The 15,475-nt window shown below is 61.5% G+C and carries 18 protein-coding genes and 1 tRNA gene; 18 read left to right on the top strand and 1 reads right to left on the bottom strand.

Annotation, left to right across the window (positions count from 1 at the left end; translation table 11 throughout):
* Window positions 1–33: 33 nt before the first annotated feature.
* Window positions 34–110 (top strand) — tRNA-Asp (locus LPB73_RS13190).
* A 109-nt stretch (window positions 111–219) separates the two neighbouring features.
* Here LPB73_RS13190 and LPB73_RS13185 read toward each other — a convergent pair.
* The gene (locus LPB73_RS13185; protein WP_231080817.1) at window positions 220–495 is read right to left on the bottom strand and encodes a DUF3072 domain-containing protein; all 276 of its coding nucleotides are present in this window, start codon (window positions 493–495) and stop codon (window positions 220–222) included.
* 74 nt (window positions 496–569) lie between these two features.
* Between LPB73_RS13185 and LPB73_RS13180 the strand changes: the two genes are divergently transcribed.
* The 17 genes from LPB73_RS13180 to LPB73_RS13100 all read left to right on the top strand — a co-directional run bounded on the left by LPB73_RS13180 (window position 570) and on the right by LPB73_RS13100 (window position 15,467).
* Window positions 570–761, top strand: coding sequence for a hypothetical protein (locus LPB73_RS13180; RefSeq protein WP_120290033.1), 192 nt, complete (start codon window positions 570–572; stop codon window positions 759–761).
* Entirely contained in the window at window positions 749–958 is a 210-nt protein-coding gene (locus LPB73_RS13175) for a hypothetical protein (RefSeq protein ID WP_120290031.1), read from the top strand. The genes LPB73_RS13180 and LPB73_RS13175 overlap by 13 nt, the downstream gene beginning before the upstream one ends.
* 231 nt (window positions 959–1,189) lie before the next feature.
* Window positions 1,190–1,555 (top strand): NADH-quinone oxidoreductase subunit A, encoded by a 366-nt coding sequence (locus tag LPB73_RS13170; protein ID WP_068730894.1) that lies wholly within the window; start codon window positions 1,190–1,192, stop codon window positions 1,553–1,555.
* Entirely contained in the window at window positions 1,546–2,133 is a 588-nt protein-coding gene (locus tag LPB73_RS13165; protein ID WP_089264564.1) for a NuoB/complex I 20 kDa subunit family protein, read from the top strand. The genes LPB73_RS13170 and LPB73_RS13165 overlap by 10 nt, the downstream gene beginning before the upstream one ends.
* Window positions 2,134–2,159: 26 nt before the next feature.
* Window positions 2,160–2,774, top strand: coding sequence for an NADH-quinone oxidoreductase subunit C (locus tag LPB73_RS13160; RefSeq protein WP_089264563.1), 615 nt, complete (start codon window positions 2,160–2,162; stop codon window positions 2,772–2,774).
* Window positions 2,771–3,964: an NADH-quinone oxidoreductase subunit D gene (locus LPB73_RS13155; protein ID WP_231080816.1), complete on the top strand. Its 1,194-nt coding sequence runs from the start codon at window positions 2,771–2,773 to the stop codon at window positions 3,962–3,964. The genes LPB73_RS13160 and LPB73_RS13155 overlap by 4 nt, the downstream gene beginning before the upstream one ends.
* A complete protein-coding gene (locus LPB73_RS13150) occupies window positions 3,961–4,929 on the top strand; it encodes an FkbM family methyltransferase (RefSeq protein ID WP_231080815.1) in 969 nt (322 codons plus the stop codon). Before LPB73_RS13155 ends, LPB73_RS13150 begins: the two co-directional genes overlap by 4 nt.
* Before the next feature lie 10 nt (window positions 4,930–4,939).
* Entirely contained in the window at window positions 4,940–5,746 is an 807-nt protein-coding gene (gene nuoE, locus LPB73_RS13145; protein ID WP_231080814.1) for an NADH-quinone oxidoreductase subunit NuoE, read from the top strand.
* Window positions 5,743–5,958, top strand: coding sequence for a hypothetical protein (locus tag LPB73_RS13140; RefSeq protein ID WP_089264560.1), 216 nt, complete (start codon window positions 5,743–5,745; stop codon window positions 5,956–5,958). Before nuoE ends, LPB73_RS13140 begins: the two co-directional genes overlap by 4 nt.
* An 11-nt stretch (window positions 5,959–5,969) precedes the next feature.
* Window positions 5,970–7,295, top strand: a complete 1,326-nt coding sequence (nuoF, locus tag LPB73_RS13135; RefSeq protein ID WP_068730888.1) for an NADH-quinone oxidoreductase subunit NuoF — start codon at window positions 5,970–5,972, stop codon at window positions 7,293–7,295.
* Between the two features lie 11 nt (window positions 7,296–7,306).
* A complete protein-coding gene (nuoG, locus tag LPB73_RS13130; RefSeq protein ID WP_231081148.1) occupies window positions 7,307–9,376 on the top strand; it encodes an NADH-quinone oxidoreductase subunit NuoG in 2,070 nt (689 codons plus the stop codon).
* 4 nt (window positions 9,377–9,380) lie between these two features.
* Window positions 9,381–10,406, top strand: a complete 1,026-nt coding sequence (gene nuoH, locus LPB73_RS13125; protein WP_089264558.1) for an NADH-quinone oxidoreductase subunit NuoH — start codon at window positions 9,381–9,383, stop codon at window positions 10,404–10,406.
* A gap of 7 nt (window positions 10,407–10,413) precedes the next feature.
* A complete protein-coding gene (gene nuoI, locus LPB73_RS13120; RefSeq protein ID WP_089264557.1) occupies window positions 10,414–10,902 on the top strand; it encodes an NADH-quinone oxidoreductase subunit NuoI in 489 nt (162 codons plus the stop codon).
* A gap of 9 nt (window positions 10,903–10,911) precedes the next feature.
* Window positions 10,912–11,550, top strand: coding sequence for an NADH-quinone oxidoreductase subunit J (locus LPB73_RS13115; RefSeq protein ID WP_068730884.1), 639 nt, complete (start codon window positions 10,912–10,914; stop codon window positions 11,548–11,550).
* A complete protein-coding gene (nuoK, locus tag LPB73_RS13110; protein WP_068730883.1) occupies window positions 11,547–11,855 on the top strand; it encodes an NADH-quinone oxidoreductase subunit NuoK in 309 nt (102 codons plus the stop codon). The genes LPB73_RS13115 and nuoK overlap by 4 nt, the downstream gene beginning before the upstream one ends.
* Before the next feature lie 7 nt (window positions 11,856–11,862).
* The gene (nuoL, locus tag LPB73_RS13105; protein WP_089264556.1) at window positions 11,863–13,947 is read left to right on the top strand and encodes an NADH-quinone oxidoreductase subunit L; all 2,085 of its coding nucleotides are present in this window, start codon (window positions 11,863–11,865) and stop codon (window positions 13,945–13,947) included.
* A 14-nt stretch (window positions 13,948–13,961) separates the two neighbouring features.
* Window positions 13,962–15,467, top strand: a complete 1,506-nt coding sequence (locus LPB73_RS13100) for an NADH-quinone oxidoreductase subunit M (RefSeq protein ID WP_414716891.1) — start codon at window positions 13,962–13,964, stop codon at window positions 15,465–15,467.
* Window positions 15,468–15,475 lie beyond the last annotated feature (8 nt).

Raw genomic sequence — 15,475 nt, 5'->3', positions numbered from 1 at the left:
TCCAGCCCCACTGCGGGATTGCAGACGATCCACGCGGGAGTAGCTCAGTTGGTTAGAGCGCTGCCCTGTCACGGCAGAGGTCGCGGGTTCGAGTCCCGTCTCTCGCGCCATTCCATCGGGAATGGCGGGATTCAGGTCCATCCGCGGTCGTCCCCACAAGTTTCCTCAAGAGAATTATAGAGTTGCAGACGTCACGCGCGGCATTTGACGTGCCAGCGCTCAGAACGAATCTGCGAGCGCGATTTCCTGCTTCAGCGCCTCGATTCGCCGCGCGGCTTCAGCGCGCGTCAGGTCCTTTTCGAATTGTTTGGGCTGATAGGCCTCGATCGCCAGCGATTTCAGCGTCAGCGCCTGGCCGCGAGTCATCGGCCCGGAGAGGCGATCCGGCAGGCTCTCATACGACGATACCGATGCGGCAATCGCGGGGACGACGATCTCACCGCGGGTGTTCAAAGCCGGGGTCTTCAAAGCCAGGGCCTTCAAAGCAAGGGTCATGGGAACCTCCAAAAATCCGATCTGGGTCGAAACAATGGCTTGTCAATTTGTTCTCTTTTTGTTCTATATCGCAAATGACCAAGCTCGCCAACCTGAATTTCAGAATCGCCCGGCTGCGCTACCAGATGAAAGGGGTGCAGTCGGATATCCGGCTGCTGACCAATGCTGGGCTGGACTGTGCCAATGCCTCCATGCGCCTGCGGCGGATGCAGGCCGACCTGCTGGTGCTCATTGCGGAGCGTGAGGGGCTGGCATGTCTGGCGTGAGCGAGCCGCCGCAACTCAGGATCATCACATTGCGGGCGCAGATCGCCGAGCTCGGCGCGGCGATCCGCCTGTTGCGACAGGCGGGCATGGACAACGCCGCCGCGGAGTTGCTGCTGGTGCGGAAACGCGCCGAACTGGACGGCATGTTGTTGCCGGGAAGGAGCGCCAAGTCTGACCCGCCGACGGGCGAGGTTTGACGGTCCCGGCGATTGAGAAGTCATGCCGGATTTTTGAGAATCTGCGGGAGGTTTGTCGCAGCCGGCGATGCATCGGCAAGGTTGCGTTTCAATCGTCGCGCCGCGCATGGCAGGGCATGAAACTGTCAACATCCCTTGTCTTGCATGGCTTGTTGCGCTGCGCTAAGCCTCAGAACCATTCCAATGTTCGAATCTGTGGCAAAGTCAGGGCCGCAGGAGTAAGGCTCGCCGATGAACGGCATCTTGCATAATTATCTCCCACTTGTGGTCTTTATCGGCATCGCATCCGTCATCGGTCTGGCCTTGCTGATCGCGCCATTTCTCGTCGCCTACCAGCAGCCAGATCCGGAAAAGCTGTCCGCCTATGAATGCGGATTCAACGCTTTTGACGATGCGCGCATGAAGTTCGATGTGCGGTTCTATCTGGTGGCGATTCTCTTCATCATCTTCGATCTGGAAGTCGCCTTTCTGTTTCCGTGGGCAGTGGCCTTCGGCAAGCTTGGCGCAACCGGCTTCTGGTCGATGATCGTGTTTCTCGGCGTGCTCACCATCGGTTTCGCCTACGAATGGAAGAAAGGCGCGCTCGAATGGGATTGAGCCCAGTCATAGCCTCGGCTCCCGCGATCGCGCAGGCGCCGAAAGGCATCATCGATCCGTCCACCGGCAAGCCGGTCGGCGCGAACGATCCGTATTTTCTCGAGGTCAATGCCGAGCTGTCCGACAAGGGCTTCTTCGTCGCCGCGACCGACGATCTGATCACCTGGGCGCGCACCGGCTCGCTGATGTGGATGACCTTCGGTCTCGCCTGCTGCGCGGTCGAGATGATGCAGGTGTCGATGCCGCGTTACGACGTCGAACGCTTCGGCTTCGCGCCGCGCGCCTCGCCGCGTCAGTCCGACGTGATGATCGTCGCCGGCACGCTGACCAACAAGATGGCTCCGGCGCTGCGCAAGGTTTATGACCAGATGCCGGAGCCGCGTTACGTCATCTCGATGGGCTCCTGCGCCAATGGCGGCGGCTACTATCACTACTCGTATTCGGTGGTTCGGGGCTGCGACCGTATCGTGCCGATCGACATTTATGTCCCGGGCTGCCCGCCCACCGCAGAAGCGCTTCTCTACGGCGTGCTGCTGCTGCAGAAGAAGATCCGCCGCACCGGCACGATTGAACGCTAAGACTCGCGAACGCTTAAGGCTTTGTCATGGACGATGTGAGGCTCGACACACTGGGTCAGACGATTGTCGGCGCCCTGCCGGGTGCCGCGCTCGCGCATGAGGTGGCGTTCGGCCAGCTGACGATCGCGGTGGAAACATCGAAGATCGTCGAGGTCGCGCAGTTCTTGCGCGACGATCCGCGCTGCCGCTTCGTCAACTTCACCGATGCGACGGCTGTGGATTACCCGGGGCGCGAAAAGCGCTTCGACGTCGTCTATCACTTGATGTCGCCGACGCTGAACACCCGCATCCGTCTGAAAGGTCTGGCATCCGAAACAACTCAGGTGCCGTCGATCATTTCGGTGTTTCCCGGCGCTGACTGGTTCGAGCGCGAAGCCTATGACCTCTATGGCGTGATCTTTGTCGGCCATCCCGACATGCGCCGTCTGCTGACCGATTACGGTTTCGACGGCCATCCGCTGCGCAAGGACTTCCCGCTCACCGGTTTCGTCGAGGTTCGCTACGACGACCAGGAGAAGCGGGTGGTGTATGAGCCGGTCCGGCTCAATCAGGAATTCCGTAAGTTCGATTTCCTCTCGCCCTGGGAAGGCGCGGATTATCCCGTGCTGCCCGGTGACGAGAAGGCAGAGGTCAAGCCATGACCGAACAACCCAACGTTCGCAATTTCACGATCAACTTCGGACCGCAGCATCCGGCCGCGCACGGCGTGCTCCGCCTTGTGCTGGAACTCGACGGTGAAGTCGTCGAGCGCGTCGATCCGCATATCGGCCTGCTTCACCGCGGCACCGAGAAGCTGATCGAGCAGAAGACCTATCTGCAGGCGATCCCGTATTTCGACCGGCTCGATTACGTCGCGCCGATGAACCAGGAACACGCGTTCTGTCTGGCTGCTGAAAAGCTGCTTGGCATTACCGTGCCGCGCCGCGGCCAGTTGATCCGCGTGCTGTATTCCGAAATCGGCCGTATCCTGTCGCATCTTCTCAATATCACCACGCAGGCGATGGACGTCGGCGCACTGACCCCGCCGCTGTGGGGGTTCGAAGAGCGCGAGAAGCTGATGGTGTTCTATGAGCGCGCCTCGGGCTCGCGCATGCATGCCGCGTTCTTCCGCATCGGTGGCGTGCATCAGGATCTGCCGCCCAAGCTGATCAACGATATCGACGCCTGGTGCGATGCCTTCCCGCAGGTGCTCGACGATCTCGAGACGCTGCTCACCGGCAATCGCATCTTCAAGCAGCGCAACGTCGATATTGGCGTGGTCTCGCTGGAAGACGCATGGAAGTGGGGTTTCTCCGGCGTGATGGTGCGCGGCTCCGGCGCCGCCTGGGATTTGCGCAAGTCGCAGCCTTATGAGTGCTACGCCGAAATGGATTTCGACGTTCCGATCGGCAAGAACGGCGACTGCTACGATCGCTACTGTATTCGTGTCGAAGAGATGCGGCAGTCGACCAAGATCATGAAGCAGTGCATCGCCAAGATGCGCGCGCCAGACGGACAGGGTGCCGTTGCCGTCGAAGACAACAAGATTTTCCCGCCGCGTCGCGGCGAGATGAAGCGTTCGATGGAATCGCTGATCCATCACTTCAAGCTCTACACCGAAGGTTTTCGCGTTCCGGAAGGCGAAGTCTACGCCGCCGTCGAAGCGCCGAAGGGCGAGTTTGGCGTCTACCTCGTCTCCGACGGCAGCAACAAGCCGTACAAGTGCAAGATCCGCGCGCCGGGCTTTGCGCATCTGCAGGCCATGGACTTCATGTGCCGCGGCCATTTGCTCGCCGACGTGTCGGCCATTCTCGGTTCACTCGACATCGTGTTCGGAGAGGTCGATCGGTGACGCTGACGCCTCCCATCCAGTTTGACCGGGCGTCCGGCGTTCTCCAGAGCGTGAATCTCTGGGAACGTGCGATGGCTTGTGCGCTGGTGGTTGGCTCGAAGATCTCGTCGTCGTTCTCGCATCGCGGCTACAACATGTGCGCCAATCTGATGCGCAGGACTGTGCTGCCGGCGCGGGATCTCGTGGTGAAGCTGAATGCGGATGCGCTGTTCGCGTTCCCGTTCGGCGATGGCTACTGGAGCAAGTTGCTCAACCGCACCTTCTCCTATGAAGACGAGCTTGAGGTGTTGTTCCGGAACTCGATCGATGTCGATTACACGCTGCTCGATTGCGGCGCGAATTACGGATACTGGTCGGTGCTGGTGTCGAGCGGACCGTTCGGCTCGCACAAGGCGATCGCGATCGAGCCGTCGTTCGACAATTTCGCCAAACTTGCTACTAACGCCAGGATCAATGGTGACCGGTTCGACGTCATCAAATGCGCGATTGGCTCGCAGCGTGGCACGGCGCATCTGTCGGGCACCAAGCACGAAGCCTTCAGCATCGCCGGCGATCCCAATGCCGGCGGCGAGGAAGTGCCGGTGATCTCGCTCGACAATCTGCTCGACGACGGCAAGGTGTCGATGTCGGGCAAATATCTGATCAAGCTCGACGTCGAAGGCGTCGAGATCGAGGCCATCAAGGGCGGCGCACGATTGCTGCAGGGCGACTCGGTCATCATGTGCGAAGAGCACGGCAATGACCCGCATCACACCGTCTCACGCTTTATCCTGGATCAAACGCCGCTCAAGCTGATCGTGCATGATCCCGCCACCAACCGTTTCGAAACCGTGACCGAGTTGTCGATCCTCGATCGCATCAAGGTGTCCACACATGTTGGCTACAACGTGTTTGGCACATCGAGTGCGTTCTGGCTCGACCGCATCAACAGCCTGAATGCGAGCGCGGCGCGCCGCACTCATTGAGAGACTAGACATGTCCGTCCGCCGTTTGGCTCCGAAAGAAGTTCAGCCCGCTTCGTTTGAATTCACGCCCGAGAATCTGGCGTGGGCGAAAGAGCAGATCACGCATTATCCGCCCGGCCGTCAGGCATCGGCCGTGATCGCGATCCTGTGGCGTGCGCAGGAACAACAGGCAGGCTGGGTGTCGGAAGCAGCGATCCGCGTCGTCGCCGACATGCTGGAAATGCCCTATATCCGCGTGCTCGAAGTCGCGACCTTCTATACCCAGTTCCAGCTGCAGCCGGTCGGCAAGAAGGCGCATATTCAGGTCTGCGGCACCACGCCTTGCATGTTGCGCGGCGCCGGCGATCTGATCGACGTCTGTCAGCATCGCATCCATCACGACCCGTTCCATCTGTCCGCAGATGGCGATTTCTCGTGGGAGGAGGTCGAGTGCCTCGGCGCCTGCGTCAACGCCCCGATGGCAATGATCTGGAGCGACACTTACGAAGACCTCACCAAAGAGAGCATGAACAAGCTGATCGATGGTTTCGCTGCCGGCACGCCGCCGAAGCCGGGTTCGCAGATCGGCCGTCAGTTTGCAGCGCCCGAAGGCGGCGCGCGCGTGATGACGAGCGGTGGCGCCGCCAGTTACACCAAGGTTCTGGATATGCCGAAGGAACCCGCGCTCGCCGATGCGGAGCCGAAGAAGCAGACCGAGTCGGCCAATGTGCAGGAGCGCCCGGCGCCGAAGCCGCCGGCGGCCGATGCGACCAAGGCTAATCCGCCGAAAGCTGGTGCTCCCAAGGAGCCGAAGACTCCGAAGGAGCCGAAGAAATGACGCGCGTGCTGTCGATGAAATTTGCAACGCTGTCGGGGGACGCGGCAATGAACAAGTGGCTCTACATCGCACTGCATACGATGGTCGCAGCTGCGTTCATTTTCTCGCTGCAGCGTTTCTTTTTGAACGCCACGCTTGAATCCAGTCTGTTGTGGGCCGTTGTGTTCGGCGGTTGCGCCGCGATGCTCGCCTACAAGCAATCCAATCGCTGATCGAGGAAGCCATGCTCGACGACAACGACCGCATCTTCCGCAATCTCTACGGCCTCGACGACTGGGGTCTCGCCGGCGCACGCCGTCGCGGCGGCTGGGATGGCACCAAGGCCATCATCGACAAGGGCCGCGACTGGATCGTTAACGAGATGAAGGCGTCGGGCCTGCGTGGCCGCGGCGGTGCGGGTTTCCCGACCGGCATGAAGTGGTCCTTCATGCCCAAGGACAATGCCGACGGCCGCCCGAGCTATCTCGTCGTCAATGCTGACGAGTCCGAGCCCGGCACCTGCAAGGACCGCGAGATCATGCGGCACGATCCGCATACGCTGGTCGAAGGCTGCCTGATCGCCGGCTGCGCCATGGGCGCCCATGTCGGTTACATCTATGTCCGCGGCGAATTCATTCGGGAGCGCGAGCATCTGCAGGCGGCGATCGATCAGGCCTATGAGGCCAATCTGATCGGCAAGAACAACATTCACGGCTTCCCGTTCGACCTCTATGTCGCGCACGGCGCCGGCGCCTATATCTGCGGCGAAGAGACTGCACTGCTCGAAAGCCTTGAAGGCAAGAAGGGCCAGCCGCGCCTGAAGCCGCCATTCCCGGCCAATGTCGGTCTCTACGGCTGTCCGACCACGGTGAACAATGTGGAGTCGATCGCTGTTGCGCCGGACATCCTGCGCCGCGGCGCTGCATGGTTCGCCTCGATCGGCCGTCCGAACAATGTCGGCACCAAGCTTTACGGCATCTCCGGCCACGTCAACACGCCCTGCGTCGTTGAAGACGCCATGAGCATTCCGTTCCGTGAACTGATCGAGAAACACGGCGGTGGCATTCGCGGCGGTTGGGACAATCTGCTCGCGATCATCCCGGGCGGCGCATCGTGCCCGTTGATCCCGGCTGCGGATTGCGAAGAACTCATCATGGATTTCGACGGCACACGCGCGGTGAAGTCGTCATTCGGCACCGCCGGCGTCATCGTCATGGACAAGTCCACCGATGTCGTCGCAGCGATTGCCCGCATCAGCTACTTCTTCAAGCATGAGAGCTGCGGCCAGTGCACGCCGTGCCGTGAAGGCACCGGCTGGATGTGGCGCGTGCTGAGCCGCATGGTCGAAGGCCGCGCTCACAAGCGCGAGATCGACATGCTGCTCGAAGTCACCAAGCAGGTTGAAGGCCACACCATCTGCGCACTCGGCGATGCCGCCGCGTGGCCGGTGCAGGGCCTGATCCGCGCCTTCCGCCCGGAGATCGAACGCCGCATCGAAGAGTTCAGCCGCAAGGCGACGCTCGACGATCAGGGCATCCTCGATCCCGCGCATCTGGTCGCGGCGGAGTAGGGCGCATGGCTATGACGAAACTGATCATCGACGGCAAAGAGATCGAGGTCCCCGCGGAATACACGCTGCTGCAGGCGTGTGAAGCCGCCGGCGCCGAAATCCCGCGCTTCTGCTACCACGAGCGCCTGTCGATCGCCGGCAACTGCCGCATGTGTCTGGTCGAGGTGAAGGGCGGACCGAAGCCGGTCGCGAGCTGCGCCTGGGGTGTGCGCGATTGCCGGCCTGGTCCCAAGGGAGAACCGCCGGAAATCTCGACCCGTTCGCCGATGGTCAAGAAGGCACGCGAAGGTGTGATGGAATTCCTGCTGATCAACCACCCGCTGGATTGCCCGATCTGCGATCAGGGCGGCGAGTGCGATCTGCAGGACCAGGCGATGGGCTATGGCGTCGACACGTCGCGCTTTGCCGAAAACAAGCGCGCGGTCGAGGACAAGTATCTCGGTGCGCTGGTCAAGACCTCGATGAACCGCTGCATCCAGTGCACGCGCTGCGTCCGCTTTGCTGCAGAAATCTGCGGCGTGCCGGAAATGGGTGCCACCGGTCGCGGCGAGGACATGGAAATCACCTCGTTCCTCGAAACGGCGCTGACCTCGGAGCTGCAGGGCAACCTGGTCGATATCTGCCCGGTCGGTGCGCTGACCTCGAAGCCTTACGCTTTCGCCGCGCGTCCGTGGGAGCTCGGCAAGACCCAGTCCATCGATGTCATGGACGCCGTCGGCTCGGCGATCCGCGTCGATACCCGTGGCCGCGAAGTGATGCGCATCCTGCCGCGCGTCAATGAGGCCGTGAACGAGGAATGGATCTCCGACAAGACGCGCCACATCGTCGACGGCCTGCGCACGCAGCGCCTCGATCGTCCGTATATCCGCGACAACGGCAAGCTGCGCGCTGCGACCTGGGCTGAAGCGTTCAGTGCCATCGCTGCGAAGGTTGCCGGCAGCAAGAAGATCGGTGCCATCGCTGGCGATCTCGCCGCCGTCGAGGAAATGTTCGCGCTGAAGCAACTGCTCGCGAGCATGGGTTCGGCCAATCTGGCGACCCAGAGCGCGGGCGCTTTCGATACGGCCACCGGCCGTGCGTCCTACATTTTCAACCCGACCATCGCCGGCATCGAGCAGGCCGATGCGCTGCTGATCGTGGGCGCCAATCCGCGCAAGGAAGCCGCCGTTCTCAACGCGCGCATCCGCAAGGCATGGCGCACCGGTGCATTGAAGGTCGGCGTGATCGGCGAGAAGGCCGATCTGACCTATCGCTACGACTATCTCGGCGCCGGCACGGACTCGCTGGCCGAACTCGCCGCCGGCAAGAACGCCTTCGCCGATGTGCTGAAGAACGCCAAGCACCCGATCGTGCTGGTTGGTGCCGGCGTGGCCGCACGTGCCGATGGCGCTGCGGTACTGGCGGCGGCTGCCAAGCTCGCTTCGGACTTCGGTGTTATCAAGGACGGCTGGAACGGTTTTGCGGTGCTGCAGACGGCGGCCTCGACCGTCGGCGCGCTCGATATCGGCTTCGCGCCGACATCGGGCAGCCTGAGCCTCGCGCAGATGACATCGGCCGGTTCGCTCGACGTGCTGTTCTCGCTCGGCGCCGACGACGTGAAAGTCGCCGACGGCACCTTCGTCGTCTACATCGGCACCCATGGTGATCGTGGTGCGCATCGCGCCGACGTGATCCTGCCGGGTGCGGCCTATACCGAAAAGTCCGGCATCTTCGTCAACACCGAAGGCCGCGTGCAGATGGCGGAGCGCGCCGGTTTCCCGCCGGGCGATGCCCGCGAGGACTGGGCAGTGATCCGCGCATTGTCCGACGTGCTCGGCCACAAGCTGCCTTACGACTCGCTGGCTGCGCTGCGGCAGGCGATCTTCAAGGCTGCACCGCACCTGATGCGCATCGATCAGATCGAGGCCGGCGATGCCGGTGCGATTAAGACCCTTGCGGGCAAGGGTGGCACCGTCGACAAGACACCTTTCAAGGCCTCCGTTGAGGACTTCTACCTGACCAACCCGATCGCGCGTGCGTCAGCCATCATGGCGGAATGCTCCCGCTTGGCCTCCGGCCAGATGCTGACGGCGGCGGAGTAAACCGATGGCTGAATTCTGGACAAGCACGCTGTGGCCGCTGATCATCATGGTCGCGCAGAGCCTCCTTGTGCTCGTGGTGCTCTTGATTGCGATTGCCTACATCCTGCTGGCTGATCGCAAGATCTGGGCGGCGGTACAGATCCGCCGCGGACCCAACGTGGTCGGACCATTCGGCCTGCTGCAATCCTTCGCGGATTTGCTGAAATTCGTGTTGAAGGAACCCGTGGTTCCTTCTAGCTCCAACAAGGGCGTGTTCCTGCTGGCACCGCTGGTGTCCTGCGTGCTGGCGCTGGCGGCCTGGGCGGTGATCCCGATGGATCTCGGCTGGGTGATCTCCGACATCAATGTCGGCGTGCTCTATATCTTCGCGATCTCGTCGCTGTCGGTCTACGGCATCATCATGGCCGGCTGGTCGTCGAATTCGAAGTATCCGTTCCTGTCGGCACTGCGCGCCGCCGCGCAGATGGTGTCCTACGAAGTCTCGATCGGCTTCGTCATCATCACCGTCTTGCTCTGCGTCGGCTCGCTGAACCTGACGGCCATCGTCGCCGCGCAGGATTCGAAGTGGGGCATTCTCGGCTGGTATTGGATCCCGCTGTTCCCGATGTTCGTGATCTTCTACGTCTCGGCGCTGGCTGAAACCAACCGTCCGCCCTTCGATCTCGTCGAAGCGGAATCGGAACTGGTCGCGGGCTTCATGACGGAATACGGCTCGACCCCGTATCTGCTGTTCATGCTCGGTGAATACGTTGCCATCGTCACCATGTGTGCGCTGGCAACGATCCTGTTCCTTGGCGGTTGGCTGTCGCCGATCCCGTTCGCGCCATTCACCTGGGTGCCAGGCATCATCTGGTTCGCCATCAAGGTGATGTTCATGTTCTTCCTGATTGCGATGGCGAAGGCGATCGTGCCGCGCTACCGCTATGACCAGCTGATGCGTCTGGGCTGGAAGGTGTTTCTGCCGCTGTCGTTGGCGTACGTCATCATCGTCGCTGCCGTGCTGCAATTCGGGGGCCTTGCTCCGAAATGAGGTCACTATGAATATCAGGGCAACAGCTCATTCGCTTCTGCTGGCGGAGTTCGTTTCGGCGTTCGTCCTCGCCATGCGGTATTTCTTCAAGCCGAAGCCGACGCTGAACTATCCGTTCGAGAAGGGGCCGATCTCGCCGCGTTTCCGCGGTGAGCATGCGCTGCGCCGCTATCCGAACGGTGAAGAGCGCTGCATCGCCTGCAAGCTCTGCGAAGCGGTGTGTCCGGCGCAGGCCATCACCATCGAAGCCGGCCCGCGCCGCAACGATGGGACGCGCCGTACCGTCCGCTACGACATCGACATGGTGAAATGCATCTATTGCGGACTGTGCCAGGAGGCCTGTCCGGTGGATGCGATCGTCGAGGGACCGAACTTCGAGTTCGCCACCGAGACGCGTGAGGAACTCTATTATGACAAGGCGAAATTGCTCGCCAACGGCGACCGCTGGGAGCGCGAGATTGCGAAGTCAATCGAACTCGACGCGCCGTACCGGTAAGGTGACCAGATGATCCTTCCCGCATTGTTCTTCTATCTGTTCGCCAGCATCTGCGTGGCTTCCGCGGTCATGGTGATTGCCTCGCGCAATCCCGTGCATTCCGTCCTGTTCCTGATCCTGGCCTTCGTCAACGCCTCGGGCCTGTTCGTGCTGATGGGCGCCGAATTCCTCGCGATGCTGCTGATCGTCGTCTATGTCGGCGCCGTCGCGGTGCTGTTCCTGTTCGTCATCATGATGCTCGACGTCGACTTCACGCAGCTGCGCGAAGGCTTCATTCAGTATCTGCCGTTTGGTCTCGTGATCGGCGCGATCTTCCTTGCCGAATTGCTGCTGGTCGCAGGTGGTTGGGTAATGAACCCGAACGTCACCAAGTCGATCACGGCGGCCATCCCGACGAATGTGAGCAACACGGAGGCGCTCGGCCTCGTGCTCTATACGAAGTACATCCATTACTTCCAGCTGGCTGGCATGGTGCTGCTGGTGGCGATGATCGGTGCGATCGTGCTGACGCTGCGTCACAAGGTCAAAGTCCGGCGCCAGGACATTAATGTTCAGAACGCGCGCAATCCGGAACTGGCGATGGAAGTGCGCAAGGTCGCGACCGGGCAGGGCCTGCAGGACGCCGACGCGGGGAGCTGGGTCAAATGACGATCGGTCTCGGACACTATCTGGCGGTCGCAGCGATCCTGTTCACGCTGGGCATTCTCGGCATCTTCCTGAACCGCAAGAACATCATCGTCATCCTGATGTCGATCGAGCTGATCCTGCTCGCCGTCAACATCAACATGGTGGCGTTCTCGACCTTCCTCGGCGACATCGTCGGGCAGGTGTTCGCGCTGCTTGTGCTGACCGTGGCCGCTGCGGAAGCAGCGATCGGTCTCGCCGTGCTGGTGGTCTATTTCCGCAACCGCGGCTCGATCGCGGTTGAAGACGTCAATCTGATGAAGGGCTGAGCCAGTTATGATCCAGGCTCTTGTATTCCTGCCGCTGATCGGCGCGCTGATCGCAGGCTTCATCGCCATTCTGGGGGCGCATGGGCGTAACCCGAGCGGCGACGAGATGGACCATGCGCATGACGACCACGGTCACGGCGATGCCAGCGCGCATGCACATGCTGCGCATGGGCATGACGATCATGGTCACGATGATCACGACGACCATCACCACGTTGCCGAGCCGGCCGCGCTCGGCTCGCGTGCAGCCGAGCTGATCACCGCCGGTCTGCTGGTGGTGTCGGCGGTGCTGTCCTGGATGACCTTCGTGGACGTCGCCTTCATGCATCACGATGCCCGTATCGTGCTGCTGAACTGGATCAATTCGGGCGACTTGCAGCTATCGTGGACGCTGCGCGTCGATACGCTGACCGCCGTGATGCTGGTCGTCGTCACCACGGTGTCGTCGCTCGTGCACATCTATTCGCTCGGCTATATGGAAGATGATCCGAACCGGCCGCGCTTCATGGCGTATCTGTCGCTGTTCACTTTCATGATGCTGATGCTGGTGACCGCGGATAACCTGCTGCAGCTGTTCTTCGGCTGGGAAGGCGTGGGTCTGGCCAGCTACCTGCTGATCGGTTTCTGGTTCAAGAAGCCCTCGGCCAATGCGGCGGCGATCAAGGCCTTCGTGGTCAATCGCGTCGGCGACTTCGGCTTCCTGCTCGGTATCTTCGCGCTGTTCATGCTGGTCGGCTCGACCGATCTCGACACCATCTTTGCCAGCGCGCCTGGCCTGACCGGCAAGACGATCAACTTCTTCGGCTGGCACGCCGATGCGCTGACGCTGACCTGTCTGCTGCTATTCGTCGGCGCGATGGGCAAGTCGGCCCAGTTCCTGCTGCACACCTGGTTGCCGGACGCGATGGAAGGCCCGACGCCTGTGTCGGCGCTGATCCACGCGGCGACCATGGTCACCGCGGGCGTCTTCATGGTGGCGCGCATGTCGCCGCTGTTCGAGCTCGCACCGAACGCGCAGGCCGTCGTGATGCTGGTGGGCGCGACTACTGCATTCTTCGCCGCGACCATCGGTCTGGTGCAGAACGACATCAAGCGCATCGTTGCCTACTCGACCTGTTCGCAGCTCGGTTACATGTTTGTGGCGCTGGGGACGGGGGCTTACTCGGTCGCCATGTTCCACCTGTTCACGCACGCCTTCTTTAAGGCCCTGCTGTTCCTGGGCTCGGGCTCGGTGATCTACGCGATGCATCACGAGCAGGACATCCGGAAGATGGGTGGCCTTTGGAACAAGATCCCGTTCACCTATGCGATGATGACCATCGGTACGCTGGCGCTGACCGGATTTCCGTTCACGGCCGGCTACTTCTCGAAGGACGCGATCATCGAAGCGGCTTACGCCTCGCACACCCAGTTCGCCTTCTACGGCTTCCTGATGACCGTGGTCGCGGCGCTGCTGACCTCGTTCTATTCGTGGCGTCTGGTGTTCAAGACGTTCCATGGCGAGCCGCACGACAAGAAGCACTACGATGCAGCGCATGAAGCGCCGCTGTGGATGCTGGTCCCGCTGGCCGTGCTGGGCATCGGATCGTTCGCCGCAGGCTTCCCGTTCAAGGAGCTGTTTGCTGGTCATCACGTCGGCGAGTTCTTCCGGGAGTCGCTGAAGATGAACCCGCACATCATCGAGGAGATGCATCACATCCCGGGCTGGGTGCCCTATGTGCCGACCGTGATGATGGTGCTCGGTTTCCTGATTTCGTACCTGTTCTATGTTCGCAAGCCGTATTTGCCTGTCGAACTCGCGAACCAGCATCCGCTGCTCTACAAGTTCCTGCTCAACAAGTGGTACTTCGACGAGCTCTACGAGATCATCTTCGTTCGTCCGGCCAAGTGGATCGGCCACTTCCTGTGGAAGAAGGGCGACGGCATGATCATCGACGGCCTCGGGCCTGATGGTGTCTCGGCCCGCGTGCTCAATATCACGCGCGGCGTGGTCAAGCTGCAGACCGGCTACCTCTATCACTATGCCTTCGCGATGCTGATCGGCGTCGCCGGGTTGATCACCTGGTTCATCTTCGGCCTGGGGGGCCAGTAACAATGGCGTCCGTCATGACATGGCCGGTTCTTTCGGTCGTCACCTTCCTGCCGATCGTCGGCGCGATCCTGATCTATCTCAGCCGCGGCGATGATGAGGCTGCGCAGGGCAATGCGCGCTGGATCGCGCTCTGGACCACGCTGATCACTTTTGCGGTCTCGCTGATCCTGGTGATGCGCTTCGACCCGTCGAACGGCGACTTCCAGTTTGTCGAAAAGGCGCCCTGGCTGGCCGCGACCATCAACTACCATATGGGCGTGGACGGCATTTCGCTGCCCTTCGTGATCCTGACCACGGCGCTGATGCCGTTTTGCATCCTGTGCAGCTGGAAGTCGGTCACCAAGCGTGTCCGCGAATACATGATCGCGTTCCTGTTCCTGGAAACGCTGATGATCGGCACCTTCTCGGCGCTGGATCTGGTGCTGTTCTATCTGTTCTTCGAAGGCGGCCTGATCCCGATGTTCCTGATCATCGGCATCTGGGGCGGCCCGCGCCGCGTCTATGCCTCGTTCAAGTTCTTCCTCTACACCTTCCTCGGCTCGGTGCTGATGCTGCTGGCCATCATGGCGCTGTACTGGAACGCGGGCACAACGGACATCCCGACGCTGATGCACACCGCCGTGCCGCGCAGCCTGCAGACATGGGCGTGGCTGGCATTCTTCGCATCCTTCGCGGTCAAGATGCCGATGTGGCCAGTGCACACGTGGCTGCCTGACGCGCATGTGGAAGCGCCGACGGCAGGTTCAGTCGTGCTGGCCGCGATCATGCTGAAGATGGGTGGTTACGGCTTCCTGCGCTTCTCACTGCCGATGTTCCCGGATGCCTCTCTCTACTTCGCGCCGATGGTCTGGACGCTCTCCGTTATCGCGATCGTCTACACGTCGCTGGTCGCGCTGATGCAGGAAGACATCAAGAAGCTGATCGCCTACTCGTCGGTCGCGCATATGGGCTATGTGACCATGGGCATCTTCGCCGGCACGACACAGGGCGTCTCCGGCGCAGTGTTCCAGATGGTGTCGCATGGCATCGTGTCGGGCGCGCTGTTCCTCTGCGTCGGCGTGGTCTACGATCGCCTGCATACCCGTGAGATCGCGGCCTATGGCGGCCTCGTCAACCGGATGCCGATCTATGCGGCGCTGTTCATGGTCTTCACGATGGCCAATGTCGGTCTGCCGGGCACCTCCGGCTTCGTCGGTGAATTCCTGACACTGATCGGCACCTTCAAGGTCTCGATCCCGACGGCGACATTCGCCAGCATCGGCGTGATCCTGTCGGCGGCCTATGCGCTGTGGCTGTACCGCAAGGTCGTGTTCGGCGAACTGACCAAGCCTGCGCTGCAGGGCATCAAGGACATCACGTTCCGGGAAGGCCTGGTGCTGGTGCCGCTGGTCATTCTCACCATTCTGTTCGGAGTCTATCCGAAGCCGGTGCTCGACATGTCGGCGGCTTCGATCCAGCTCCTTGTTAACAATTACGCTGCTGCAACGTCTGCCGTGAAGGCAGCCGCGCTGCTGCAATGACCGCAGCA

Origin of the sequence: Tardiphaga sp. 37S4 (genome assembly GCF_021044645.1) — a bacterium.
In the GTDB taxonomy this organism is placed as follows: Bacteria; Pseudomonadota; Alphaproteobacteria; order Rhizobiales; family Xanthobacteraceae; genus Tardiphaga; species Tardiphaga robiniae.
This window is presented reverse-complemented; position numbering and strand designations above follow the sequence as displayed.